The following is a 20825-nucleotide window of genomic DNA, read 5'->3' as shown; positions in this document are numbered from 1 at the left end:
GGGCGGACGGGTCCGGGTCCGGGGCAGGGGCGGCGGCCGCGCGGCGGGTCGGGCGCAGGGCGGCGACGCGGGCGCCGAGCCACACCAGGAACACCGTCGGCAGGAAGACCGCGTCGGCGGCGATCATCGCCAGAGAGAAGAAAGGCAGGCCCAGCAGCACCGCGATCCCCGCGTGCTCCAGCATCATCACGGCCAGCAGCACGTTCTTGATCCGCCGGTTGAACAGCGTGAACGGGAACGCCACCTGCACCGCCACCGTCCCGTACGACACCAGCATCACCAGCGTCCCGCTCCCCGCCACCAGTGCCGACAGCCCCGGCCACGGGGTGAAGTAGTCCAGCCCCAAGGGGTAGTACAGGGCCGTCCCGTCCTGCCACCGCGATCCCTGGATCTTGTACCAGCCCGCCGTCGCGTAGATCAGACAGACTTCCGCCATGATCACCAGCAGGCCCGCGTTGTGCAGCAGGTTGGCCAGGACGTCCAGGACCGCCCGCCCCTCCCCCTCCGGCTCGTAGCGGTCCACCAGCCACCACAGCCCGCAGCCCACCCACACCGCGGCGAAGGCCGCCAGCCAGCCGTAGCCGAACCCGCCGGTCGCCGTCCCGTACGCGCACACGGCCCCCAGCACGCACCACAGCACCGGCCCGGCGGCTCCCGCGGAGGCGGACCCCCGCAGCCGGGCCCGCCGCGCGTCCAGCGACCACACCTGCGCGCACCGGGTCAGCACCAGGTAGATCGCCATCAGGTGGATGACGTTGTCCCCGCCGTCGCCCATGAACACGCTGCGGTTCTGCAGCGACAGCACCCCGACCATGAACACCACGGACGTCGCCCGCGTGCGCCAGCCCAGCAGCAGCCCCACGCTCGCCAGCATCGAGACCGCGTAGACGATCTCGAACCACAGCGTCGAGTCGGACCACATCAGCACCGTGAAGGCACCGTTGGAGTCGGTCAGCCGCTCCGCGAGGCGCCAGCTCCACGGCCCGTCCGGGCCGTACAGCTCCGCGCGGACGGGGAACTCGCACAGCAGGAAGAAGAGCCAGGTCCCGGCGAAGCCGATGCGCACCACGGCGCTCTGGTACGGGCCCAGCGCCTGCCCGGTGACCTTCGCGGCCGCCCGCCCGAGGGCCGCCCGGGCCCGCCTCACACCGTCCACCACGGCAGCTCCCGGTAGTAGGTCTGGGTGTCGGTGGTCTCCGTGCTCCACTTCGGCGCGGGCACCGCCGTCGTCGCCGAGCGCAGCTGGATCCGCAGGATGTGCCCGCCCGGGTGCTGCGGGGAGAGCCGGTTCACCGCGATCCGCTGCAGGTACTCCTCGGAGAGCTCGCCGCGGTCCCCGGTCGGCTTGTTGTCCTCGTCGTGGGATCCGGTGAAGAAGTCCCAGGCCCGGCGGAGCTCGTTCTGCCGGGTGTGGCTCGGCAGCAGGCTGTGCCGGATGGCGGCGGCGTCCTCGGCGCTCAGGTCGCGCCAGTCGGTGGTGCTCAGCTCGCCGGCGGCGGTCCGCACCTCCGCGCGCGCCTCCACGGCGATGTTCTGCTGGAGCGGGTTGGGGGCGAAGAGCTTCCAGTTCTGTTCGAACTCGGGATAGATCCAGCTGTCGATCGTCCGCGCGTGCTGCTTGCTGACCGTGTTCGACGGTGCCACGTGGAGGAAGACGAACGCGAGGTGCGCGCAGACCGCCACGGCGACCGTCCCCAGGGCCAGGGCCGTCACGACGCGGTACGGGGCGGACAGACCGGCCATTCCGGGCGCCCGGGGCGGTGGCGGAGCGGCCTCTTCGGCGAGCTCGTGCCCGTTCGAATCCATCCCGCCCCGATCGTCCGGCGTCCACAGGGTTGACCACAGAGGTTGACACCCTACGGGCCGCCGTCTCACCATTGAAGCGAATGAACCGAACGATCGGTCGGTCGGGCGGACGGAAGACACTGACAAGGGGCCGGAATGGTGGCAGTGACCCCGGAGACGGGACCGGACACGGCCCTCGGGGCAGACAGGACGGACGGGACGGACATGACTGCTGACCTGGGCGCACAGCTCGCGGCGGCGTTCGACGCGGCCGTGGCGGCGGACGAGCGCGTGGAGCCGCGCGACTGGATGCCCGACGAGTACCGCGCCTCCCTGGTCCGTCAGATGGCACAGCACGCCCACTCCGAGATCATCGGCATGCAGCCCGAGGCCAACTGGATCACCCGCGCGCCCTCGCTGCGCCGCAAGGCGATCCTGATGGCCAAGGTGCAGGACGAGGCCGGGCACGGGCTGTACCTCTACAGCGCGGCCGAGACGCTCGGCACCAGCCGCGACGAGCTGCTCGACAAGCTGCACTCGGGGAAGCAGAAGTACTCCTCGATCTTCAACTACCCCACCCTGACCTGGGCGGACGTCGGCGCGATCGGCTGGCTCGTGGACGGCGCGGCGATCACCAACCAGGTGCCGATCTGCCGCTGCTCCTACGGGCCCTACGCACGCGCCATGGTCCGGATCTGCAAGGAGGAGTCCTTCCACCAGCGCCAGGGGTACGAGCTGCTCCTCGCCCTCTCGCAGGGCACCGAGGCCCAGCACGCGATGGCGCAGGACGCGGTGAACCGCTGGTGGTGGCCCTCGCTGATGATGTTCGGCCCGCCGGACGACGAGTCGGCGCACTCGGCGCAGTCGATGGCCTGGCGGATCAAGCGGCACTCGAACGACGAGCTGCGCCAGCGGTTCGTGGACATCGCCGTTCCGCAGGCCGAGTCCCTCGGCCTGACGCTGCCCGACCCGGACCTGAAGTGGAACGAGGAGCGCGGGCACCACGACTTCGGCGCCATCGACTGGGCCGAGTTCTGGGACGTGCTCAAGGGCAACGGCCCCTGCAACGAGCAGCGGATCGGCCAGCGGCGCACGGCCCACGAGGAAGGCGCCTGGGTGCGCGACGCGGCCGCGGCGTATGCGGACAAGCAGGCGGCAAGGCAAGCGGCGGCGAACGCCGGACAGAACGAGGAGGCACGGGTATGACGCAGAACTGGCCCCTGTGGGAGGTCTTCGTGCGCTCGCGCCGCGGCCTCTCGCACACCCACGCGGGAAGCCTGCACGCCCCCGACGCGGAGATGGCCCTGCGCAACGCCCGCGACCTGTACACGCGGCGCGGTGAGGGCATCTCGATCTGGGTGGTGCCCTCCACCGAGATCACCGCCTCCTCGCCGGACGAGCGGGACCCGTTCTTCGCCCCGTCCGCCGACAAGCCCTACCGGCACCCGACCTTCTACGACATCCCGGAGGGGGTGAGCCACCTGTGACCAGCACGGACACCAGCACCGGCACGACCGGCACCACCGTCGCGGCGGCTCTCGCGCTCGGTGACGACGCGCTGGTCCTCTCCCACCGCCTCGCCGAGTGGGCGGGACACGCCCCCGTCCTGGAGGAGGAGGTCGCCCTGGCGAACATCGCCCTCGACCTGCTCGGCCAGGCCCGCATCCTGCTGTCCATGGCCGGCGACGAGGACGAGCTGGCCTACCTGCGCGAGGAGCGGTCCTTCCGCAACCTCCAGCTGGTCGAGCAGCCGAACGGCGACTTCGCCCACACCATCGCCCGCCAGCTCTACTTCTCCTTCCACCAGCACGAGCTCTACGCGGAGCTGGCCCGCGGGGACGGCCCGTTCGCCCCGCTCGCGGCCAAGGCCGTCAAGGAGACCGCGTACCACCGCGACCACGCCGAGCAGTGGACCCTGCGGCTCGGCGACGGCACCGAGGAGAGCCGGCTCCGCATGCGGAGCGCCCTGGACGCCCTGTGGAAGTACACCGGGGAGATGTTCCAGCCGGTCGAGGGGATCGACGGCGTGGACTGGGCCGCCCTGGAAGAGCGCTGGCTGACAGCGCTGACCGGCGTGCTGGAGCGGGCCGGTCTCGCTCTGCCCGAGGGGCCGCGCACCGGCGCCTGGGCGGCCGGAGCGGGCCGGCAGGGCCTGCACACCGAGCCGTTCGGGCGGATGCTCGCCGAAATGCAGCACCTGCACCGCAGCCACCCGGGGGCGTCATGGTGACCACCGACGCGGGAGTGACCCGCCTCGAGGCGGAGCTGGCCGAGCTGGCCGGTTCCGTCCCGGACCCCGAGCTGCCCGTCCTCACCCTCGGCGAACTCGGCGTGGTGCGCGGCGTGCGGATGCACGAGGACGGCCACGCCGAGGTCACCCTCACGCCCACCTACACCGGCTGCCCGGCCATCGAGGCCATGTCGGCGGACATCGAGCGGGTGCTGACCGCACACGGCATCCCCGGGGTGCGGGTGACCACCGTGCTGGCCCCCGCCTGGTCGACCGACGACATCAGCGCCGAAGGCCGCCGCAAGCTCGCCGAGTTCGGCATCGCGCCGCCCCGCCCGCACGCGGCCGGCGGACCGGTCCCGCTCACCCTGTCGGTCCGCTGCCCGAACTGCGGATCGACCGACACCGAACTGCTCAGCCGCTTCTCCTCCACCGCATGCAAGGCGCTGCGCCGCTGCACCGCCTGCCGCGAACCGTTCGACCACTTCAAGGAGCTGTAGATGGCCGCCCCCCGCCACGGCGCGTTCCACCCGCTGACGGTGGCGGCTGTCGACCGGCTCACCGACGACTCGGTGGCGCTGACCCTCCGGGTTCCGGCGGAACTGCGCGAGGAGTACCGGCACGCCCCCGGCCAGCACCTGACCCTGCGCCGCACCGCCCCCGAGGGCGGCACCGAGGTCCGTCGCACCTACTCGATCTGCTCCCCCGCCCCGGCGCCGCACGGCCCGGGCCCGGCGGAGCTGCGGGTCGGGGTGCGGCTGGTGGAGGGCGGGGAGTTCTCCACCTTCGCCCACAAGGAGATCGCGGCCGGGGACGTCCTGGACGTCATGGTCCCGGCCGGCCGGTTCGTGCTGGAGCCCGCCGCCGCCCCGGCCGCGGGGCACTATGCGGCGATCGTCGGCGGCAGCGGCATCACGCCCGTGCTGTCCATCGCCGCGAGCCTGCTGGCCGCCCGGCCGGACGCCCGCTTCTGCCTCGTGCGCAGCGACCGTACGGCGGCCTCGACGATGTTCCTGGAGGAGGTCGCCGACCTCAAGGACCGGTACCCGGCACGGTTCCAGCTGGTGACGGTCCTCTCCCGGGAGGAGCAGGAGTCCGGGCTGCCCTCCGGGCGGCTGGACGAGGAGCGGCTGGCGGCCCTGCTGCCCGCGCTCCTTCCGGTGGCGGAGGTGACGGGCTGGTTCCTGTGCGGCCCCTACGGTCTGGTGCAGGGCGCGGAGCGGGCCCTGAGCGTGCTCGGCGTCGTACGGACCCGGGTGCACGAGGAGATCTTCCACGTGGAGGAGCCCACGGCGCCGGCCCGAACGGCGGCCTCGGCGGCCGCCTCTCAGGGTCGGGTCACCGCGCGGCTCGACGGGCGCTCCGGCACCTGGCCGGTCCAGGACGGGGAATCCCTGCTGGACGCGGTGCTGCGCAACCGCGCGGACGCCCCGTACGCGTGCAAGGGCGGGGTCTGCGGCACCTGCCGGGCGTTCCTGGTGTCGGGCGAGGTCCGGATGGACCGGAACTTCGCGCTGGAGTCCGAGGAGACGGAGGCCGGGTTCGTCCTGGCCTGCCAGTCGCACCCGCTGACCGAGGAAGTGGAGATCGACTTCGACCGCTAGGGAGTTCCTCTGTCCAATTTCCAGAACGTGTTCTATCTTGACGCACCGTCAGACCTGAATGCGCGCGGGAGGACAGGCAGTGGACTTCACCTTCACCGAGGAGCAGCAGGCCGCCGTCGAGGCGGCCAGGGCCGTGTTCGCGGACGTCGCACCCGACGGCGTGCCCAGCCCCGCGCTCACCCCGGGCGCCGTCGCCGACGAGTTCGACCGGCCGCTGTGGGCCAGGCTCGCCGGGTCAGACCTGCTGAGCCTGGTCCTCGCCGAGGAGCACGGCGGGGCCGGCCTGGACGCCATCGCCCTGTGCCTGGTGCTGCGCGAGGCGGGCCGGGTGCTGGCACGGGTCCCGCTGCTGGAGCACTGCGCCGCCGCCATGGCCGTCCAGGCCCACGGCAGCCCCGAACTGGCCGCCGCCCTGCTGCCCGCCGCCGGACGCGGCACGCTCGTACTCACCGCCGCCGCGCACGGCCGCTCCGGCCACGACCCGGCCGAACTCGCCGTCACGGCCCGCCGCGAAGGCGCGGACTGGATCCTGGACGGCACGCAGACCGCCGTCCCCTGGGCGCAGAGCGCCGACTGGATCGCCGTACCGGCCCACACCGGCGAGGGCGACGCCGTCCTCGCGCTCGTCCCGCGCACCGCCGAGGGCCTCGCCCTCGCCGAGCAGGTCTCCACCAGCGGCGAGCGGCTCGCCGAACTCGCCCTGGACGGCGTACGGGTGGACGCCGCCCACCTCATCGACGCCCCGGAAGCCTGGGAGCGGCTCCGCCAGCTCCTCGCCACCGGCACCTGCGCCCTGGCCCTCGGGCTCGGCGAGGGCGTCCTCACCATGACCAGCCAGTACACCGGCAAACGCGAGCAGTTCGGCTTCCCGGTGGCCACCTTCCAGGCCGTCGCCGTCCAGGCCGCCGACCGGTACATCGACCTGCGCGCCATGGAGGTCACCCTGTGGCAGGCCGCCTGGCGGCTCGACGCCGCGACCGGCGGCGCCGGCGGTCCCCTGCCGAGCTCCGGTGACGTCGCGGTCGCCAAGATCTGGGCCTCGGAGGGCGTGCGCCGGGTCGTGCAGACCGCCCAGCACCTGCACGGCGGCTTCGGCGCCGACACCGACTACCCGCTGCACCGCTACCACGCCTGGGCCAAGCAGCTGGAACTCCAGCTCGGCCCGGCCGCCGCGCACGAGGAGGCCCTGGGCGACCTGCTGGCCGCCCACCCCCTCGGCTGAGCAGGGGCTACAGCACGAAGGCCGGGCTCCCGCTGTCCGTCACCATCGGGCGTCCGGCGCCGTCCCAGGCCTGCATCCCGCCGTCGACGTTCACGGCGTCGATCTCCTGGCGCACGAGGTACTGGGTGACCTGCGCGGAACGCCCGCCGACCCGGCACATCACGTACACCCGGCGGCCGTCCTCGACGGCCTCCGTCAGCTCACCGAAGCGGGCGACGAAGTCGCTCATCGGGATGTGCAGAGCGCCCTCGACGTGACCGGCCGCCCATTCGTCGTCCTCACGGACGTCGAGGACAAAGCCTTCGGAGGGCACCGCGGCGGCGTCCACCGAGGGAAGCGGTCCGAAGTTCATACGTCGCCTTCTCTCATCGCAGATGGTCCTTCCAACCTATCCGACGGGCCCGTCAGGCCCCGCCGGCACCAGCCCGCCCGGTCACTCCGCGGCGAGCGCGGCCGCCAGCTCCGCCTCGCGCTCGGAAACCTGCGCCAGCAGCTGCTCCGCGATCTCCTCCAGCAGCCGGTCCGGATCGTCGGGCGCCATCCTCAGCATCGACCCGATCGCGCTGTCCTCCAGCTCCCGGGCCACCAGCGCCAGCAGCTCCTTGCGCTGCGCCAGCCACTCCAGCCGGGCGTAGAGCTCCTCGCTCTCGCTCGGGGCGGCCGCCTCCGGGGCCGGGCCCGCCGCCCACTCCTCGGCCAGCTCGCGCAGCTGCACCTCGTCGCCCCGCCCGTACGCGGCGTTGACCCGCGCGATGAACGCGTCGCGCCGTTCCCGCTCCGCCTCCTCCTGGGCGAGGTCGGGATGCGCCTGGCGGACCAGCTCGCGGTACAGGCGGCGCACCTCCTCCGAGGGCCGCACCCGCTCCGGCGGCCGCACGGGCCGGTCGGTGAGCATCGCGGAGGCGTCGTCGGAGATCCCGTCCGAGCTCAGCCAGTCGTGGAACAGCTCGTCCACCCCCGGCATCGGCATGACCAGCGCGCGCGCTTCCTTGGCCCGGCGCAGGTCGTCGCGGTCCCCGCTGCGGGCCGCCTTCGCCTCGGCGATCAACGCGTCCAGCTCGTCGAGCCTGGAGTACATGGGGCCGAGCTTCTGGTGGTGCAGGCGGGAGAAGTTCTCCACCTCCACGCGGAAGGTCTCCACCGCGATCTCGAACTCGATCAGCGCCTGCTCGGCGGCCCGTACGGCCCGCTCCAGGCGCGCCTCGGGGCGCTCCTCACCGGTGGAGGAGTCGCCGGAACCACCGGGGACTGTCTGCTCAGGCTGCTCGGTCTGCTCGCTCACCCGGCCAGCCTACGGCCCGCCCGCGCGGGCGACGTCGTCACCGGGGGCACCTCCCGGCGGTGGCCGGGGGAGGGACACCGCCCGCCCGCACTGCGCTCCGGCACGGCCCTAGACCCCGGCTTCCGCGGCGATCCGCCCGCCCCGCACGGCCGCCACCAGGTCGGCGTGGTCGGCCTCGGTCCGGTCGGCGTAGGCCACCGCGAAGGCCGCCATCGCCTCGTCCAGCTCCTCGTTCTTGCCGCAGTAGCCGGCCAGCAGCCGCGGGTCGACGCTGTGCGCGTGGGCGCGGGCCAGCAGGGCGCCGGTCATCCGCCCGTAGTCGTCGAGCTGGTCGACGGACAGCGCCGCCGGGTCCACGCTGCCCTTGCGGTTGCGGAACTGCCGCACCTGGAACGGCCGCCCCTCCACCGTGGTCCAGCCCAGCATGATGTCGGAGACCACCTGCATGCGCTTCTGCCCGGCGACCACCCGGCGGCCCTCGTGCTCCTCGGGCGGCGAGGTGAAGCCCAGCGCGGGCAGGTGCGGCAGCAGCACCGAGGGCCGCGCCTCCTTCACCTGCAGCACCAGGGCCTCGCCCCGGTGGTCCAGCAGCAGCACCACGTACGAGCGGGTGCCGACGCTCCCGGTCCCCACCACGCGGAAGGCCACGTCCTGGATCGCGTACCGGGCCAGCAGCGGCAGCCGGTCGCCCTGCAGCGTCCGGAGGTAGGAGCCGAGCGAGGCCGCCACGGCCGCCGCCTCCCCGTCGCCCACGCGGCGCAGCACGGGCAGCGCGTCGACGAAGCGCAGACCGCCGTCCGGCCCGGTCACCGTCGACCTGGCGGCGAACCGGGCGGAGGTGTTGTTGCGGGCCTTCACCGAGACCCGCTCCAGCGTGCCCAGCAGATCGCGGGCGTCCGTGTGCGAGACGAGCTCCTCGTCCGCGATGGCGTTCCACGCGTCGAGGGCGGGCAGCTTGGCCAGCAGCCGCACGGTCCGCCGGTAGGCGCCCACCGCGTCGAGGGCGGCCGCCCGGCAGGTGTCCTCGTCCGCGCCGGCCACCCGGCCGGCCAGCACCAGCGAGGTCGCCAGCCGCTTGACGTCCCATTCCCACGGGCCGAACACGGTCTCGTCGAAGTCGTTCAGGTCGATCACGAGCCGCCCCTGGGCGTCCCCGTACAGGCCGAAGTTCGCCGCGTGGGCGTCACCACAGATCTGCGCGCCGACCCCGGTCACGGGGCCGCCCGACAGGTCGTGGGCCATCAGCCCGGCCGCCCCGCGCAGGAACGCGAAGGGGTTCGCGGCCATCCGGCCCACCCGTATCGGAGTCAGCTCGGCGACCCGCCCCGCGTTGGACTCCTCCACAGCCCGGACCGCGTCCGGCCGGTCCGCCGGCGCCGCGAAGGCGGCGTGCGCCGACCGCGGCACGCGCACGCGCAGCGCCTTGCCCTGCTCCTTGGGCGAACCCGTGGCCACGCGCGGCGCGAAGCCCGCCACGTCCGGAATCCGCTGCCCCGCTACCGCCGCCATCGGCGCCGCCCCCACCCGTTCATCGATCGCTTCTCGAACGGGCTGACCGTATCTACAGCCCGGCGTCCCTGGCCAGCAGGGCGGCCTGGACCCGGTTCTCACAGCCCAGCTTCGCCAGGATCCGGCTCACGTAGGTCTTCACGGTCGCCTCGCTCATGTGCAGCCGCCGGCCTGCGTCCGCGTTGGAGAGTCCCTCGCCGAGCAGCGCCAGCACACCGCGCTCCCGCTCGCTCAGCGCCGCCACCTGACGCCGGGCCTCCTCGCCGCGCACGGCGGCCCTCCCCGACGCCAGCTGGTCCACGACGTGCCGGGTGGCCCCCGGGGAGAGGTACGCGTCCCCGCCCGCGGCGGCCCGGACGGCCCCGATCAGCTCGCCCGGCGCCGAGTCCTTCAGCAGGAATCCCGCACCTCCCTGGCCCAGCGCCCGCAGCACGTTCTCCTTCTCCCCGAAGGTCGTAAGGATCAGCGCGCGCACCTGCGGCACGGCCCGCCGCAGTTCCCCCAGGGCGGTCAGCCCGTCCATCACCGGCATCTGGATGTCGAGGAGCATCACGTCGGGCGCGTGCGAGCGGGCCAGCTCCACCGCCTCCCGGCCGTTCGCCGCCTCCGCGACGACCTCGATGTCCGGCGCCGAGGTCAGGATCATCCTGATCCCGGCCCGGATCAACGGCTCGTCGTCGGCGATCACCACGCGGATCACTTCGGCTGTCACCCGTGCTCCTACTGCTTGACCTCGTAGACCTGCTTGTCGACGAGCTTGCCGTCCTTGAAGCAGAACCGGAAAACCAGGTCCGTGCCCCAGCTTCCCGACGACTCCTCGGCCAGCAGCGCCAGGCACTCCGAGCCCGGCGGCCTGGCCGGCCCCTTGCGCACCGCCCCCGCCGTCATGAAGCTCTCTCCGCTCGGCAGCCGGTCGCGGACGGACGCCTCCGACTCGCCCACGTGCACGGCGTCGAACTCGTCCCGGCCGATCATCGCCTCACCCGCCGAGTCCGCCAGCAGCACCGCCCCGGCGCCGAGCACGATCACCAGCAGCACCACCGCCGCGAAGGCGATCCCGCAGCCCACCGCGATGCCACCGGTCCGGCTGCGCACCCGTACGGCCAGCTCCCGGTCCACGGCCTCCCAGTCCATCGGCCGCTCGCCGTCCGGCCCCCGCACCCCGGCCGGCGCGTGCGTCTGCGCATGGGCCCGCTGCCCGAAGTCGTCGGCCACGTCCTCCACCCCGGCCGGCTCGGTCCCGTACGGGAGCACTCCGGCCACCCGGAACCCGCCGGCCTCGGTGGCGCCCGCGTGCACCATCCCGCCGACCAGCCGCGCCCGCTCGCGCAGTCCCGTCAGGCCCTGACCGCCCGAGACCACCTCGACGTCCGCCGGACCGGCCGCCGGACAGTTGGCGATCTCCACCACCAGCGAGTCCTCCTCGTACCGCAGCTCCACCGCGATCGGCGCCCCCGGAGCGTGCTTGTACGCGTTGGTCAGGGCCTCCTGGACGATCCGGTACGCGGCGTGGTCGCAGGCCGCAACCAGCGGCCTCGGCTGCCCCGACGTGGTCAGCCGTACGTCGGTGCCCGAGCCCCGCGCCGCCTCCACGACCCCCGCGATCCCGGCCACGCCGCGCGCCGCGGGCTGGGCCTCCTCCACCGGGGCGGGCGCCTCCACGCCGTCGCGCAGGATGCCGACGACCTCGCGCAGTTCGTGCATCGCGGCCACCGAGGCCTGCCGCAGCACGCCCACCGCCTCGCGCTGGCGGCCGGTGAGCTCCGGATCCACCTCCAGCGCCCCGGTGTGCACGGAGATCAGGGCCAGCTGGTGCCCGAGGCTGTCGTGCATGTCCTGGGCGATGCGCTGCCGCTCGCGCAGCCTCGCCTGCCCGGCGACCATCGCCCGCTCGCGCAGCAGCTGTCCGTTGCGCTCGTGGAGCGCCCGCAGGAGGGTGCGCCGCTGCGACCAGTACCGGCTGGCCAGACCGGGCATCACGATCATGGCCAGGAACATCAGCGTCGAGAACACGATCACCAACAGCGGCTGCATCTGCGCCGACTGGTCCGCCACGCTGGCGCCGACCGCCGCGACGAAGGCCAGCGCGAAGGCGGCCATCGCCCGGCCCACCCCGACGATCCGCCGCCCCGCCGACCAGGCCAGCAGGGGCGTGATGAAGAACGTCCCCGGGAGGAGGGCGCCCACCGCCGAGGCGACCACGAGCACGGTCCCCGGCAACCGCCGGCGCAACAGGGTCAGTGCCACCACGACCACGGAGCCCACGAGCATCCGCGGACCGGACCCGTCGCTGAGCTCGTCGACGCCCAGGCCGAGGATGGCCAGCACGCCGCCGACCGCCAGGTCCGCCGCCAGCATCCGCCGGGTCCACGGCTCCGGCCCCCTCAGCCAGCCCCAGCACGCACGCGTCTTCGCCGTCACATCCACCCGACCGACCCTAGACACCCGCGGTCCCGCCCGGCTGCCCTCTTTCGTCGCCCCCGCCGCGACGAAAGTCGAACGACCGCCCGCGCGGCCCCGTCGGCCGCAACTGGTCCCACCATGCGGACAGTTGATCCGACCAAACCGGTCCCGCCGGCAAGTCCGCACGTCAGGGCGCCCGGGAGGGACGTACGTCACACACGCGACCCGGGCGGGGAAAACACGAAACGGCCGCCACCGCTTCCGCAGTGACGACCGTCTCGTCGATGTGGGCGAGGGGGGATTTGAACCCCCACGTCCCGAAGGACACTGGCACCTGAAGCCAGCGCGTCTGCCGTTCCGCCACTCGCCCGAGCAGCTCCCCAGTGGTTCTTCCCTTTCGGGCCGTTCCCCTGGCGACGTCGAAACATTAGCACGGCGGACGGGGTGGTTTCACATCGCTTTCCCGGCACCCCCGCACCCCTCGTCGGACGGGCCCCTCCCGCACTCCGGTCCCGGTGCGGGACACTGTTCCTGCGGCGCCCCTACGATCCCTTGTGAGGACCAACACTCGTCCTCACAGGAGCGATGGGGAACCACCCGAATCCGCCACGCGTGGATACGATCAGTAAGCAGTACAGGGCGACAACGACGGAGGAGGTGCCCCATGGGAGTTCTGAAGCGGTTCGAGCAGCGACTCGAAGGTCTGGTGAACGGCACCTTCGCCAAGGTGTTCAAGTCCGAGGTCCAGCCGGTGGAGATCGCCGGCGCCCTCCAGCGGGAGTGCGACAACAACGCCACCATCTGGAACCGCGAGCGGACCGTCGTCCCCAACGACTTCATCGTCGAGCTCAGCGCCGGTGACTACGACCGTCTGAGCCCCTACTCCGGGCAGCTCGGCGACGAGCTCGCGGGCCTCGTCCGCGACTACGCCAAGCAGCAGCGCTACAGCTTCATGGGCCCCATCAAGGTCCATCTGGAGAAGGCCGACGACCTGGACACCGGGCTCTACAGGGTCCGCAGCCGCACCCTCGCCTCCAGCACCTCCCAGCCGCAGGCAGGGCCGCCCTCACCACAGGGCGGTTACGGCTACCCGCCGGAGAACCAGCCGCAGGGCGGCTACGGCTACCCGCCGGTCGCCGCCCCGCCCATGCCCAGTGCGCCGCCGCCCGGCGGCGCGGGCGCGCGGCGTCCCGCCCCCGGCGGACCCGCCGGAGCGGCCCCCGCGGCCGGCCCGGGCGGTCCCCGGCGGCACTGGATCGAGATCAACGGCACCCGCCACCAGATCTCGCGCCCCACGCTCGTACTCGGCCGAAGCACGGAAGCCGACGTGCGGATCGACGACCCCGGCGTATCCCGCCGGCACTGTGAGATCCGGACCGGAACGCCCTCGACGATCCAGGATCTCGGGTCCACCAACGGCATCGTGGTGGACGGGCAGCACACCACCCGCGCTACGCTCCGCGACGGCTCGCGGATCGTCGTGGGCAGCACCACCATCATTTACCGGCAAGCCGAAGGGTGAAGCGGGGGCAATGTCAGAGCTGACCCTGACGGTCATGCGGTTGGGTTTCCTAGCCGTTCTGTGGCTGTTCGTCATCGTGGCCGTCCAGGTCATCCGCAGCGACCTCTTCGGAACGAGAGTGACGCAGCGCGGCTCCCGCCGCGGCGGCGCCACCAGCGCACCGCAGCAGGCGGGCCGCCAGGCCGCGCCTCCGCAGCAACGCCAGCGCCGCGGTGCGCCCACCAAGCTCGTCGTGTCCGAGGGCACCCTCACGGGAACCACGGTGGCCCTCGCAGGCCAGACGATCACGCTGGGCCGCGCCCACGACTCGACGATCGTGCTGGACGACGACTACGCGTCCAGCCGCCATGCCAGGATCTATCCCGACCGTGACGGCCAGTGGATCGTCGAGGATCTCGGGTCCACCAACGGCACGTATCTCGACCGGACCCGGCTGACCACCCCGACGCCCATTCCGCCGGGCGCACCGATCCGCATCGGCAAGACCGTCATCGAGCTGCGGAAGTAGTACGAGAATGAGCGAGCGGAGCGAGCGCGCGGCGGTGATCCGTCCCACCGAGGACACGGACACGTGCGCGCTCCCGACCGGAGGGTGGGCAGTGTGGCTCGAGACCGGTTGTACCCGGAGCCGACCGGCGAGGTGCGCATGAGTCTGTCCCTGCGGTTCGCCGCCGGATCACACAAGGGCATGATCCGCGAGGGGAACGAGGACTCCGGCTACGCCGGCCCCCGTCTCCTCGCGATCGCCGACGGCATGGGAGGCCAGGCCGCCGGCGAGGTCGCGAGCTCCGAGGTGATCTCCACGCTCGTGCAGCTCGACGACGACGTCCCGGGCTCCGACATCCTCACCTCCCTCGCCACCGCCGTGCAGCGCGCCAACGACCAGCTGCGCGTCATGGTCGAGGAGGATCCCCAGCTCGAGGGCATGGGGACCACCCTGACCGCCCTGCTGTGGACCGGCCAGCGCCTCGGTCTCGTCCACGTCGGCGACTCCCGTGCCTACCTGCTGCGCGACGGCGTCCTCACCCAGATCACCCAGGACCACACCTGGGTGCAGCGCCTCGTCGACGAGGGCCGCATCACGGAAGAGGAAGCCACCACCCACCCGCAGCGCTCGCTGCTGATGCGGGCGCTCGGCAGCGGCGACATCGTCGAACCCGACCTCTCCATCCGTGAGGTCCGCGCCGGCGACCGCTACCTGATCTGCTCCGACGGGCTCTCCGGCGTGGTCTCGCACCAGACCCTGGAAGAGACCCTCGCCGACTACCACGGCCCCCGCGAGACCGTGCAGTCCCTGATCCAGCTCGCGCTGCGCGGCGGCGGACCCGACAACATCACCTGCATCGTCGCGGACGTCCTCGACACCGACAGCGGCGACACCCTCGCCGCCCAGGTCAGCGACACCCCGGTGGTCGTCGGCGCGGTCGCCGAGAACCAGCACCAGCTCTTCGACGGCGGCAACGCCATGCAGACCCCGGCCGGCCGGGCCTCGGGCCTCGGCCGCCAGTCCCCGCCGCCCGCCGGTGCCTTCGGCCCCCCCGGCAGCGGCGACGCCCCCGGCTACGGGTACTCCGAGCAGGGCCAGGGCGGCGGCGGTTACGGCAGCTTCGGCGAAGCCGACCGCTACGACGCCGACTCCGGCTACGAGGACACGTACGACCACCCCCGCAGGCGCCGCAGCAAAGGGCGCAAGTGGACCACGCGTACGCTGACCCTGCTCATCGTCGTCGGTGTCATCGGCGGCGGCCTGTACGCCGGCTGGCGCTGGACCCAGACCCAGTTCTACGTCGGCAAGAACGGCGAGCACGTCGCTCTCTTCCGCGGCATCAGCCCGAAGCTCGGCCCGCTGAAGCTCTCCAAGGTGGAGACCGACCGCCCCGACATCGAGCTGAAGTACCTGCCGCCCTTCAAGCGCAAGCTGGTCGAGGCCACCATCAGCGAAGGCAGCCTCGACGTCGCCAAGAGGAAGCTCGACGACCTCGGCGTCCAGGCCTCCGCCTGCAAGAAGGACGAAGAGCGCCGCAACGCCGAGGCGCAGAACACTCCGACACCCGGTCCCAGCCTGACTCCCGAGGAGCAGCAGCTGGTCGGCCTGTGCGGGAAGTAGCAGTCACACGCGGGCGCAGGGGGCCTGCCACACCATGAGCGTTGTCACCAACACGACCACCATCGGGGCCATCGAGCTGCCGAGCCGGCGGAACACCGAGCTCCTGCTGCTCGTCTTCGCCGTGGTCATCCCGATGTTCGCCTACGCCAACGTGGGCCTCGCGATCAACGGCACCCTGCCGCCCGGCATGCTGCTCTACGGCCTCGGCCTCGGCGCCCTCGCCGGGATCGCGCACTTCGTCGTGCGCCGGTACGCGAAGTACGCCGACCCGCTGCTGCTGCCGTTGGCCACGCTCCTCAACGGCCTGGGCCTCGTGCTGATCTGGCGCCTGGACCAGTCCGAACGGCTGCAGAACCTGGCGAAGAACTCCTTCGGCGCCTTCTCCCCGTCGGCACCCCGCCAGATGATGTACACGGCGGTGGCCATCGCCCTGTTCGCCGCCGTGCTGCTGATCCTCAAGGACCACCGCGTCCTTCAGCGGTTCACGTACATCTCCATGGCCGGCGCCCTGATCCTGCTGATCCTGCCGGTCATCCCGGGCCTCGGCGCCGACGTGTTCGGCGCCAAGATCTGGATCAGCGTCGGCGGCTTCTCCATCCAGCCCGGCGAGTTCGCGAAGATCGTCATCGCGATCTTCTTCGCCGGCTACCTCATGGTGAAGCGCGACGCGCTCGCGCTGGCCAGCCGCCGCTTCATGGGCCTCTACCTGCCGCGCGGCCGCGACCTCGGCCCGATCCTGATGATCTGGGCGATGAGCCTGCTCGTCCTCGTCTTCGAGAACGACCTCGGCACCTCGCTGCTCTTCTTCGGCATGTTCGTGATCATGCTGTACGTGGCCACCGAGCGCACCAGCTGGATCGTCATCGGCCTGCTGATGTCGGTCGGCGGTGCCACCGTCGTCGGGGCCACCGCCAGCCATGTCAAGGCCCGCGTCACCGCCTGGCTCGACCCCTTCGCCTGCTACGCCACCTCCGGCGCCTGCGAGCAGGTCGGCCAGTCGATCATGAGCTTCGGCTCGGGCGGCGTCCTCGGCGCCGGGTGGGGCCAGGGCAACTCCGACCTCATCGGCTTCGCCGCCAACTCCGACTTCATCTTCTCCACCGTCGGCGAAGAGCTCGGGCTCGCCGGTGTGATGGCCTTCCTCCTGATCTACGGCCTCATCATCGAGCGGGGCGTCCGCACCGCCCTCGCGGCCCGCGACCCCTTCGGCAAGCTGTTCGCCATCGGCCTCTCCGGCGCCTTCGCGCTCCAGATCTTCGTGGTCGCCGGCGGAGTCATGGGCCTCATCCCCCTCACCGGCATGACGATGCCCTTCCTCGCGTCCGGCGGTTCCTCCGTCCTGGCCAACTGGATCCTCATCGCCATCCTCATCCGGATCAGCGACACCGCACGCCGCCCCGCCCCGGCCCCCGCCCCGTCCCCCGACTCCGAGATGACCCAGGTGGTCCGCCCGTCATGAACAAGCCCCTGCGCCGCATCTCGCTGTTCTGCGGGCTGCTCGTCCTCGCCCTGCTGATCCGCACGAACTGGCTGCAGTACGTCCAGGCCGAGGAACTCAGCACGCGCAAGGAGAACCGCCGGGTCCAGATCGCCCAGTACGCGACCGAGCGCGGCAACATCATCGTCAACGGCGCGCCGATCACGGGCTCCGCGGTCACCGACGGCAGCGACTACAAGTTCAAGCGGACCTACGCGGAAGGCGAGCTGTGGGCGCCGGTCACCGGCTACGCCTCGCAGGCCTTCGGCTCCACCCAGCTCGAATCGCTCGAGGACGGCATCCTCACCGGCAACGACGACCGGCTGTTCTTCGACCGCACCATCGGCATGTTCACCGGGGAGAAGAAGCAGGGCGGCAACGTCGTCACCACGCTCAACCCCGCGGCCCAGAAGGCCGCCTTCGAGGCGCTCGGCAAGAACAAGGGCGCGGTCGCCGCCATCGACCCGCGCACGGGCGCCATCCTCGCCCTGGTCTCCACCCCCTCGTACGACCCCTCCAGCTTCGCGGGCAACTCCAAGGCCGACGAGAAGGCCTGGGTCGCGCTGAAGGACAGCGAGGACAAGAAGCTCGTCAACCGCGCGCTGCGCGAGACGTACCCGCCGGGCTCCACGTTCAAGGTGGTCACCGCGGCCGCGGCCCTGGAGAACAACGTCGTCAAGAACATCGACGACCCGACGGACACCCCCGAGCCGTACATCCTGCCCGGCACCCAGACCCCGATGGAGAACCACGCCAAGGGCTGCGAGAAGGCCAGCCTGAACAAGGCGATGGAGGTCTCCTGCAACTCCGTCTTCGCGAACCTGGGCGACAAGGTCACCCGCGACAAGATGGTGGAGACCGCCGAGAAGTTCGGCTTCAACAACGACAAGGTCGACATTCCGGTCCGCGCGTTCGCCAGCATCTACGACAAGAAGATGGCCAGGGACGGCAACGCCCTCAGCTCCATCGGGCAGTTCAACACCGCCGCCACCCCGCTCCAGATGGCCATGGTCACCGCCGCGATCGCCAACGACGGCAAGCTGATGAAGCCGTACATGGTCGACCAGCTCACCGCCCCCAACCTGGACGTCATCGAGAAGCACGAGCCGCAGGAGATGAGCCGCCCGCTCTCCGCCGCCAACGCCCAGAAGATCCAGCAGATGATGGTCAACGTCGTCGAGAGGGGCACCGGCCCCAAGGCCAAGATCAAGGACGTGACGGTCGGCGGCAAGACCGGAACCGCCCAGCACGGCGAGGGCAACAAGAAGCGGCCGTACGCCTGGTTCATCTCCTACGCCGAGACCTCGGACAAGTCCTCGCCCGTCGCCGTCGCCGTCGTCATCGAGGACAGCGCCGCGGAGCGCGAGGAGATCAGCGGTGGCGGTCTGGCCGCCCCCGTCGCGAAGGCCGTCATGGAAGCGGTGCTCAACAGCCAGGGGTGACCAAGCAATGACGGACCGGAGCGGAGTGACCCACATCACTGAATTCCGCCCGGATCCGAGCGTACGGTACCGGTCCAGTATCAGCCTGTGGCCACGAACCGATCACGGACGATCGGCCGGTAGCCTTTGCGCGAACAGCACACCGCCGGACCACACACAGGTGCGGTCGGGACTGACGGAGAGGGCTGCAACGTTATGGAAGAGCCGCGTCGCCTCGGCGGCCGGTACGAGCTGAGCCACGTGCTCGGCCGTGGTGGCATGGCCGAGGTCTACCTCGCCCACGACACCCGGCTCGGCCGTACCGTCGCCGTCAAGACCCTGCGTGCCGACCTCGCCCGTGACCCGTCCTTCCAGGCCCGGTTCCGGCGCGAGGCCCAGTCGGCCGCGTCGCTGAACCATCCCGCGATCGTCGCCGTCTACGACACCGGCGAGGACTACGTCGACAACATCTCCATCCCGTACATCGTGATGGAGTACGTCGACGGCTCCACCCTGCGCGAACTGCTGCACTCCGGCCGGAAGCTGCTGCCCGAGCGCACCCTGGAGATGTGCATCGGCATCCTCCAGGCCCTGGAGTACTCGCACCGGGCCGGCATCGTGCACCGCGACATCAAGCCCGCGAACGTGATGCTGACGCGCACCGGCCAGGTCAAGGTCATGGACTTCGGCATCGCCCGCGCCATGGGCGACTCCGGCATGACCATGACGCAGACCGCCGCCGTCATCGGCACCGCCCAGTACCTCTCCCCGGAGCAGGCCAAGGGCGAGCAGGTCGACGCCCGCTCCGACCTCTACTCCGCGGGCTGCCTGCTCTACGAGCTGCTCAGCGTGCGGCCCCCGTTCGTCGGCGACTCCCCCGTGGCCGTCGCCTACCAGCACGTGCGGGAAGAGCCGCAGCCGCCGTCGAACTTCGACTCCGAGATCACGCCCGAGATGGACGCCATCGTCCTCAAGGCCCTGGTCAAGGACCCCGATTACCGCTACCAGTCGGCCGACGAGATGCGCGCCGACATCGAGGCCTGCCTCGACGGCCAGCCCGTCGCCGCCACCGCCTCGATGGGCGCGGCCGGCTACGGCTACCCCGACCAGGGACACGGGTACGGGCAGCCGGGCTACGACCAGCCCACCACCGCCCTGCGCGCCACCGAAGGCGGCCAGACCGCGATGATGCCGCCGATGCCCCCGGGCGACGGCGGCTACGGCTACGGCGACCAGGGCCACGGCGGCTACGACCAGGGCCAGGGCCGCCGCCAGCAGAAGAAGAGCAAGGCCTCCACGGTCCTGCTCGTCACGGCCGGCATCCTCGTCCTCGTCGGCGCGATCCTCATCGGCCGCTCGCTCTTCAGCGAGACGCCCGACAACCGGCCCGCCGTGCCCAAGCTCATCGGCCAGACGCTGGAACAGGCGCAGAAGAGCGGCGACAACGTCGGCCTCAAGGTGGTCAAGGGCGGCGACGCGCCCTGCAACGACCAGCCCAAGGGCAACGTCTGCAAGCAGGACCCGGCGGCCGACCTCAAGGTCGACGAGGGTTCCACCGTCACGGTGACCATCTCCTCGGGCGCACCCAAGGTGCAGGTCCCCAACGTGCTGCGGCTCACGTACGAAGAGGCCGAGAAGACCCTGAAGGAGAGGGGCTTCCAGGTCGAGCGCAAGACCGAGGAGTCCGACCAGACCCCCGGGATCGTGCTGGAGCAGGACCCGAAGAGCGGTGAGGCGGAGAAGAACTCCGTCATCAAGCTGACGGTCTCCAAGGAACTGGCCAAGGCCGTGGTCCCGGAGCTCAAGGGCAAGAGCAAGGACGACGCGGAGAAGGCGCTCAAGGACGTCAAGCTCAAGCTCGGCAGCGTGACGGAGGCCGACCAGCCCGGAGCCGCTCCGGGCACGGTGATCCTCCAGCAGTTCGCGGCGGGGCAGCAGCTCGACGTGGGCAAGACGGTGAACATCACCATCGCCAAGGCCGCGACGACGACCGTGGTGCCGAACTTCGCCACCCGGACCCTGGGCCAGTACAAGGACGATCTGCAGCGCGCCAACCTGAGGGTCGGCATCGTCGGCGGCCCGACGGACGACAACGCGATCGTGGTGGGCACCAACCCGCCGCCCGGCACCCCGCTCAACTCGGGCCAGGCCGTCAACATCGCCACCACGCAGGGCCAGCAGGACGGCGGTGGCCTCATCTCCGGCCTGACCGGGGGCAACGGCCGCCGCTAGCGGGCCGGCCAGGCACGTCAAGGGTCCGGCC

19 protein-coding genes and 1 tRNA gene are annotated in these 20825 nt (G+C 71.8%); 12 read left to right on the top strand and 8 right to left on the bottom strand.

Translation table 11 applies throughout. The features are described 5' to 3' along the window. Window positions 1-1156, bottom strand: a 1156-nt coding sequence (locus tag PV721_RS07290; RefSeq protein WP_416371047.1) for an HTTM domain-containing protein, incomplete at its 3' end; no start/stop codon positions are given. Then, complete coding sequence (locus PV721_RS07285; RefSeq protein ID WP_319721998.1) at window positions 1144-1806, bottom strand: DUF5819 family protein; 663 nt, start codon at window positions 1804-1806, stop codon at window positions 1144-1146. The genes PV721_RS07285 and PV721_RS07290, both read right to left, overlap by 13 nt. Window positions 1807-1941: 135 nt before the next feature. Between PV721_RS07285 and paaA the strand changes: the two genes are divergently transcribed. The 6 genes from paaA to PV721_RS07255 all read left to right on the top strand — a co-directional run bounded on the left by paaA (window position 1942) and on the right by PV721_RS07255 (window position 6841). Then, window positions 1942-2991, top strand: coding sequence for a 1,2-phenylacetyl-CoA epoxidase subunit PaaA (gene paaA / locus PV721_RS07280; RefSeq protein ID WP_416371046.1), 1050 nt, complete (start codon window positions 1942-1944; stop codon window positions 2989-2991). Further along, window positions 2988-3272, top strand: coding sequence for a 1,2-phenylacetyl-CoA epoxidase subunit PaaB (gene paaB / locus PV721_RS07275; RefSeq protein WP_030009045.1), 285 nt, complete (start codon window positions 2988-2990; stop codon window positions 3270-3272). The genes paaA and paaB overlap by 4 nt, the downstream gene beginning before the upstream one ends. Beyond that, complete coding sequence (paaC, locus tag PV721_RS07270; protein ID WP_319721996.1) at window positions 3269-4015, top strand: 1,2-phenylacetyl-CoA epoxidase subunit PaaC; 747 nt, start codon at window positions 3269-3271, stop codon at window positions 4013-4015. Before paaB ends, paaC begins: the two co-directional genes overlap by 4 nt. After that, the gene (gene paaD, locus PV721_RS07265; protein ID WP_319721995.1) at window positions 4009-4515 is read left to right on the top strand and encodes a 1,2-phenylacetyl-CoA epoxidase subunit PaaD; all 507 of its coding nucleotides are present in this window, start codon (window positions 4009-4011) and stop codon (window positions 4513-4515) included. Before paaC ends, paaD begins: the two co-directional genes overlap by 7 nt. Next, window positions 4516-5619 (top strand): 2Fe-2S iron-sulfur cluster-binding protein, encoded by a 1104-nt coding sequence (locus tag PV721_RS07260; RefSeq protein WP_319721994.1) that lies wholly within the window; start codon window positions 4516-4518, stop codon window positions 5617-5619. A 79-nt stretch (window positions 5620-5698) separates the two neighbouring features. Next, window positions 5699-6841, top strand: a complete 1143-nt coding sequence (locus PV721_RS07255; RefSeq protein ID WP_319721993.1) for an acyl-CoA dehydrogenase family protein — start codon at window positions 5699-5701, stop codon at window positions 6839-6841. A 7-nt stretch (window positions 6842-6848) separates the two neighbouring features. Here PV721_RS07255 and PV721_RS07250 read toward each other — a convergent pair whose 3' ends face one another. From PV721_RS07250 to PV721_RS07225, 6 genes are all read right to left on the bottom strand, one after another. Next, window positions 6849-7193, bottom strand: a complete 345-nt coding sequence (locus PV721_RS07250) for a rhodanese-like domain-containing protein (protein WP_319721992.1) — start codon at window positions 7191-7193, stop codon at window positions 6849-6851. 81 nt (window positions 7194-7274) lie between these two features. Continuing rightward, entirely contained in the window at window positions 7275-8123 is an 849-nt protein-coding gene (locus tag PV721_RS07245; protein ID WP_416371045.1) for a hypothetical protein, read from the bottom strand. A 108-nt stretch (window positions 8124-8231) separates the two neighbouring features. Next, complete coding sequence (locus PV721_RS07240; protein ID WP_319721991.1) at window positions 8232-9632, bottom strand: DUF2252 domain-containing protein; 1401 nt, start codon at window positions 9630-9632, stop codon at window positions 8232-8234. Window positions 9633-9684: 52 nt separating this feature from the next. After that, a complete protein-coding gene (locus PV721_RS07235; protein WP_319721990.1) occupies window positions 9685-10344 on the bottom strand; it encodes a response regulator transcription factor in 660 nt (219 codons plus the stop codon). Between the two features lie 8 nt (window positions 10345-10352). Further along, complete coding sequence (locus PV721_RS07230; protein ID WP_319721989.1) at window positions 10353-12059, bottom strand: sensor histidine kinase; 1707 nt, start codon at window positions 12057-12059, stop codon at window positions 10353-10355. A gap of 263 nt (window positions 12060-12322) precedes the next feature. Further along, a tRNA-Leu gene (locus tag PV721_RS07225) sits at window positions 12323-12405 on the bottom strand. A 294-nt stretch (window positions 12406-12699) separates the two neighbouring features. Between PV721_RS07225 and PV721_RS07220 the strand changes: the two genes are divergently transcribed. The 6 genes from PV721_RS07220 to pknB all read left to right on the top strand — a co-directional run bounded on the left by PV721_RS07220 (window position 12700) and on the right by pknB (window position 20794). Continuing rightward, window positions 12700-13557: a DUF3662 and FHA domain-containing protein gene (locus PV721_RS07220; RefSeq protein ID WP_319721988.1), complete on the top strand. Its 858-nt coding sequence runs from the start codon at window positions 12700-12702 to the stop codon at window positions 13555-13557. A gap of 10 nt (window positions 13558-13567) precedes the next feature. Beyond that, window positions 13568-14065 (top strand): FHA domain-containing protein, encoded by a 498-nt coding sequence (locus PV721_RS07215; RefSeq protein ID WP_215014477.1) that lies wholly within the window; start codon window positions 13568-13570, stop codon window positions 14063-14065. 138 nt (window positions 14066-14203) lie between these two features. Further along, window positions 14204-15664, top strand: coding sequence for a PP2C family serine/threonine-protein phosphatase (locus PV721_RS07210; RefSeq protein WP_319721987.1), 1461 nt, complete (start codon window positions 14204-14206; stop codon window positions 15662-15664). Between the two features lie 34 nt (window positions 15665-15698). Then, window positions 15699-17123 (top strand): FtsW/RodA/SpoVE family cell cycle protein, encoded by a 1425-nt coding sequence (locus PV721_RS07205; RefSeq protein ID WP_319721986.1) that lies wholly within the window; start codon window positions 15699-15701, stop codon window positions 17121-17123. Then, entirely contained in the window at window positions 17120-18583 is a 1464-nt protein-coding gene (locus PV721_RS07200; protein WP_319721985.1) for a peptidoglycan D,D-transpeptidase FtsI family protein, read from the top strand. Before PV721_RS07205 ends, PV721_RS07200 begins: the two co-directional genes overlap by 4 nt. 195 nt (window positions 18584-18778) lie before the next feature. Beyond that, on the top strand, window positions 18779-20794 hold the full coding sequence (gene pknB, locus PV721_RS07195) for a Stk1 family PASTA domain-containing Ser/Thr kinase (RefSeq protein WP_319721984.1): 2016 nt from the start codon (window positions 18779-18781) through the stop codon (window positions 20792-20794). Window positions 20795-20825: the final 31 nt, after the last annotated feature.

This window comes from Streptomyces sp. MB09-01 (assembly GCF_033794505.1).
Classification (GTDB): Bacteria; Actinomycetota; Actinomycetes; order Streptomycetales; family Streptomycetaceae; genus Streptomyces.
The sequence above is the reverse complement of the archived record's forward strand: the minus strand, read 5'-3'. Positions and strand labels throughout refer to the sequence as shown.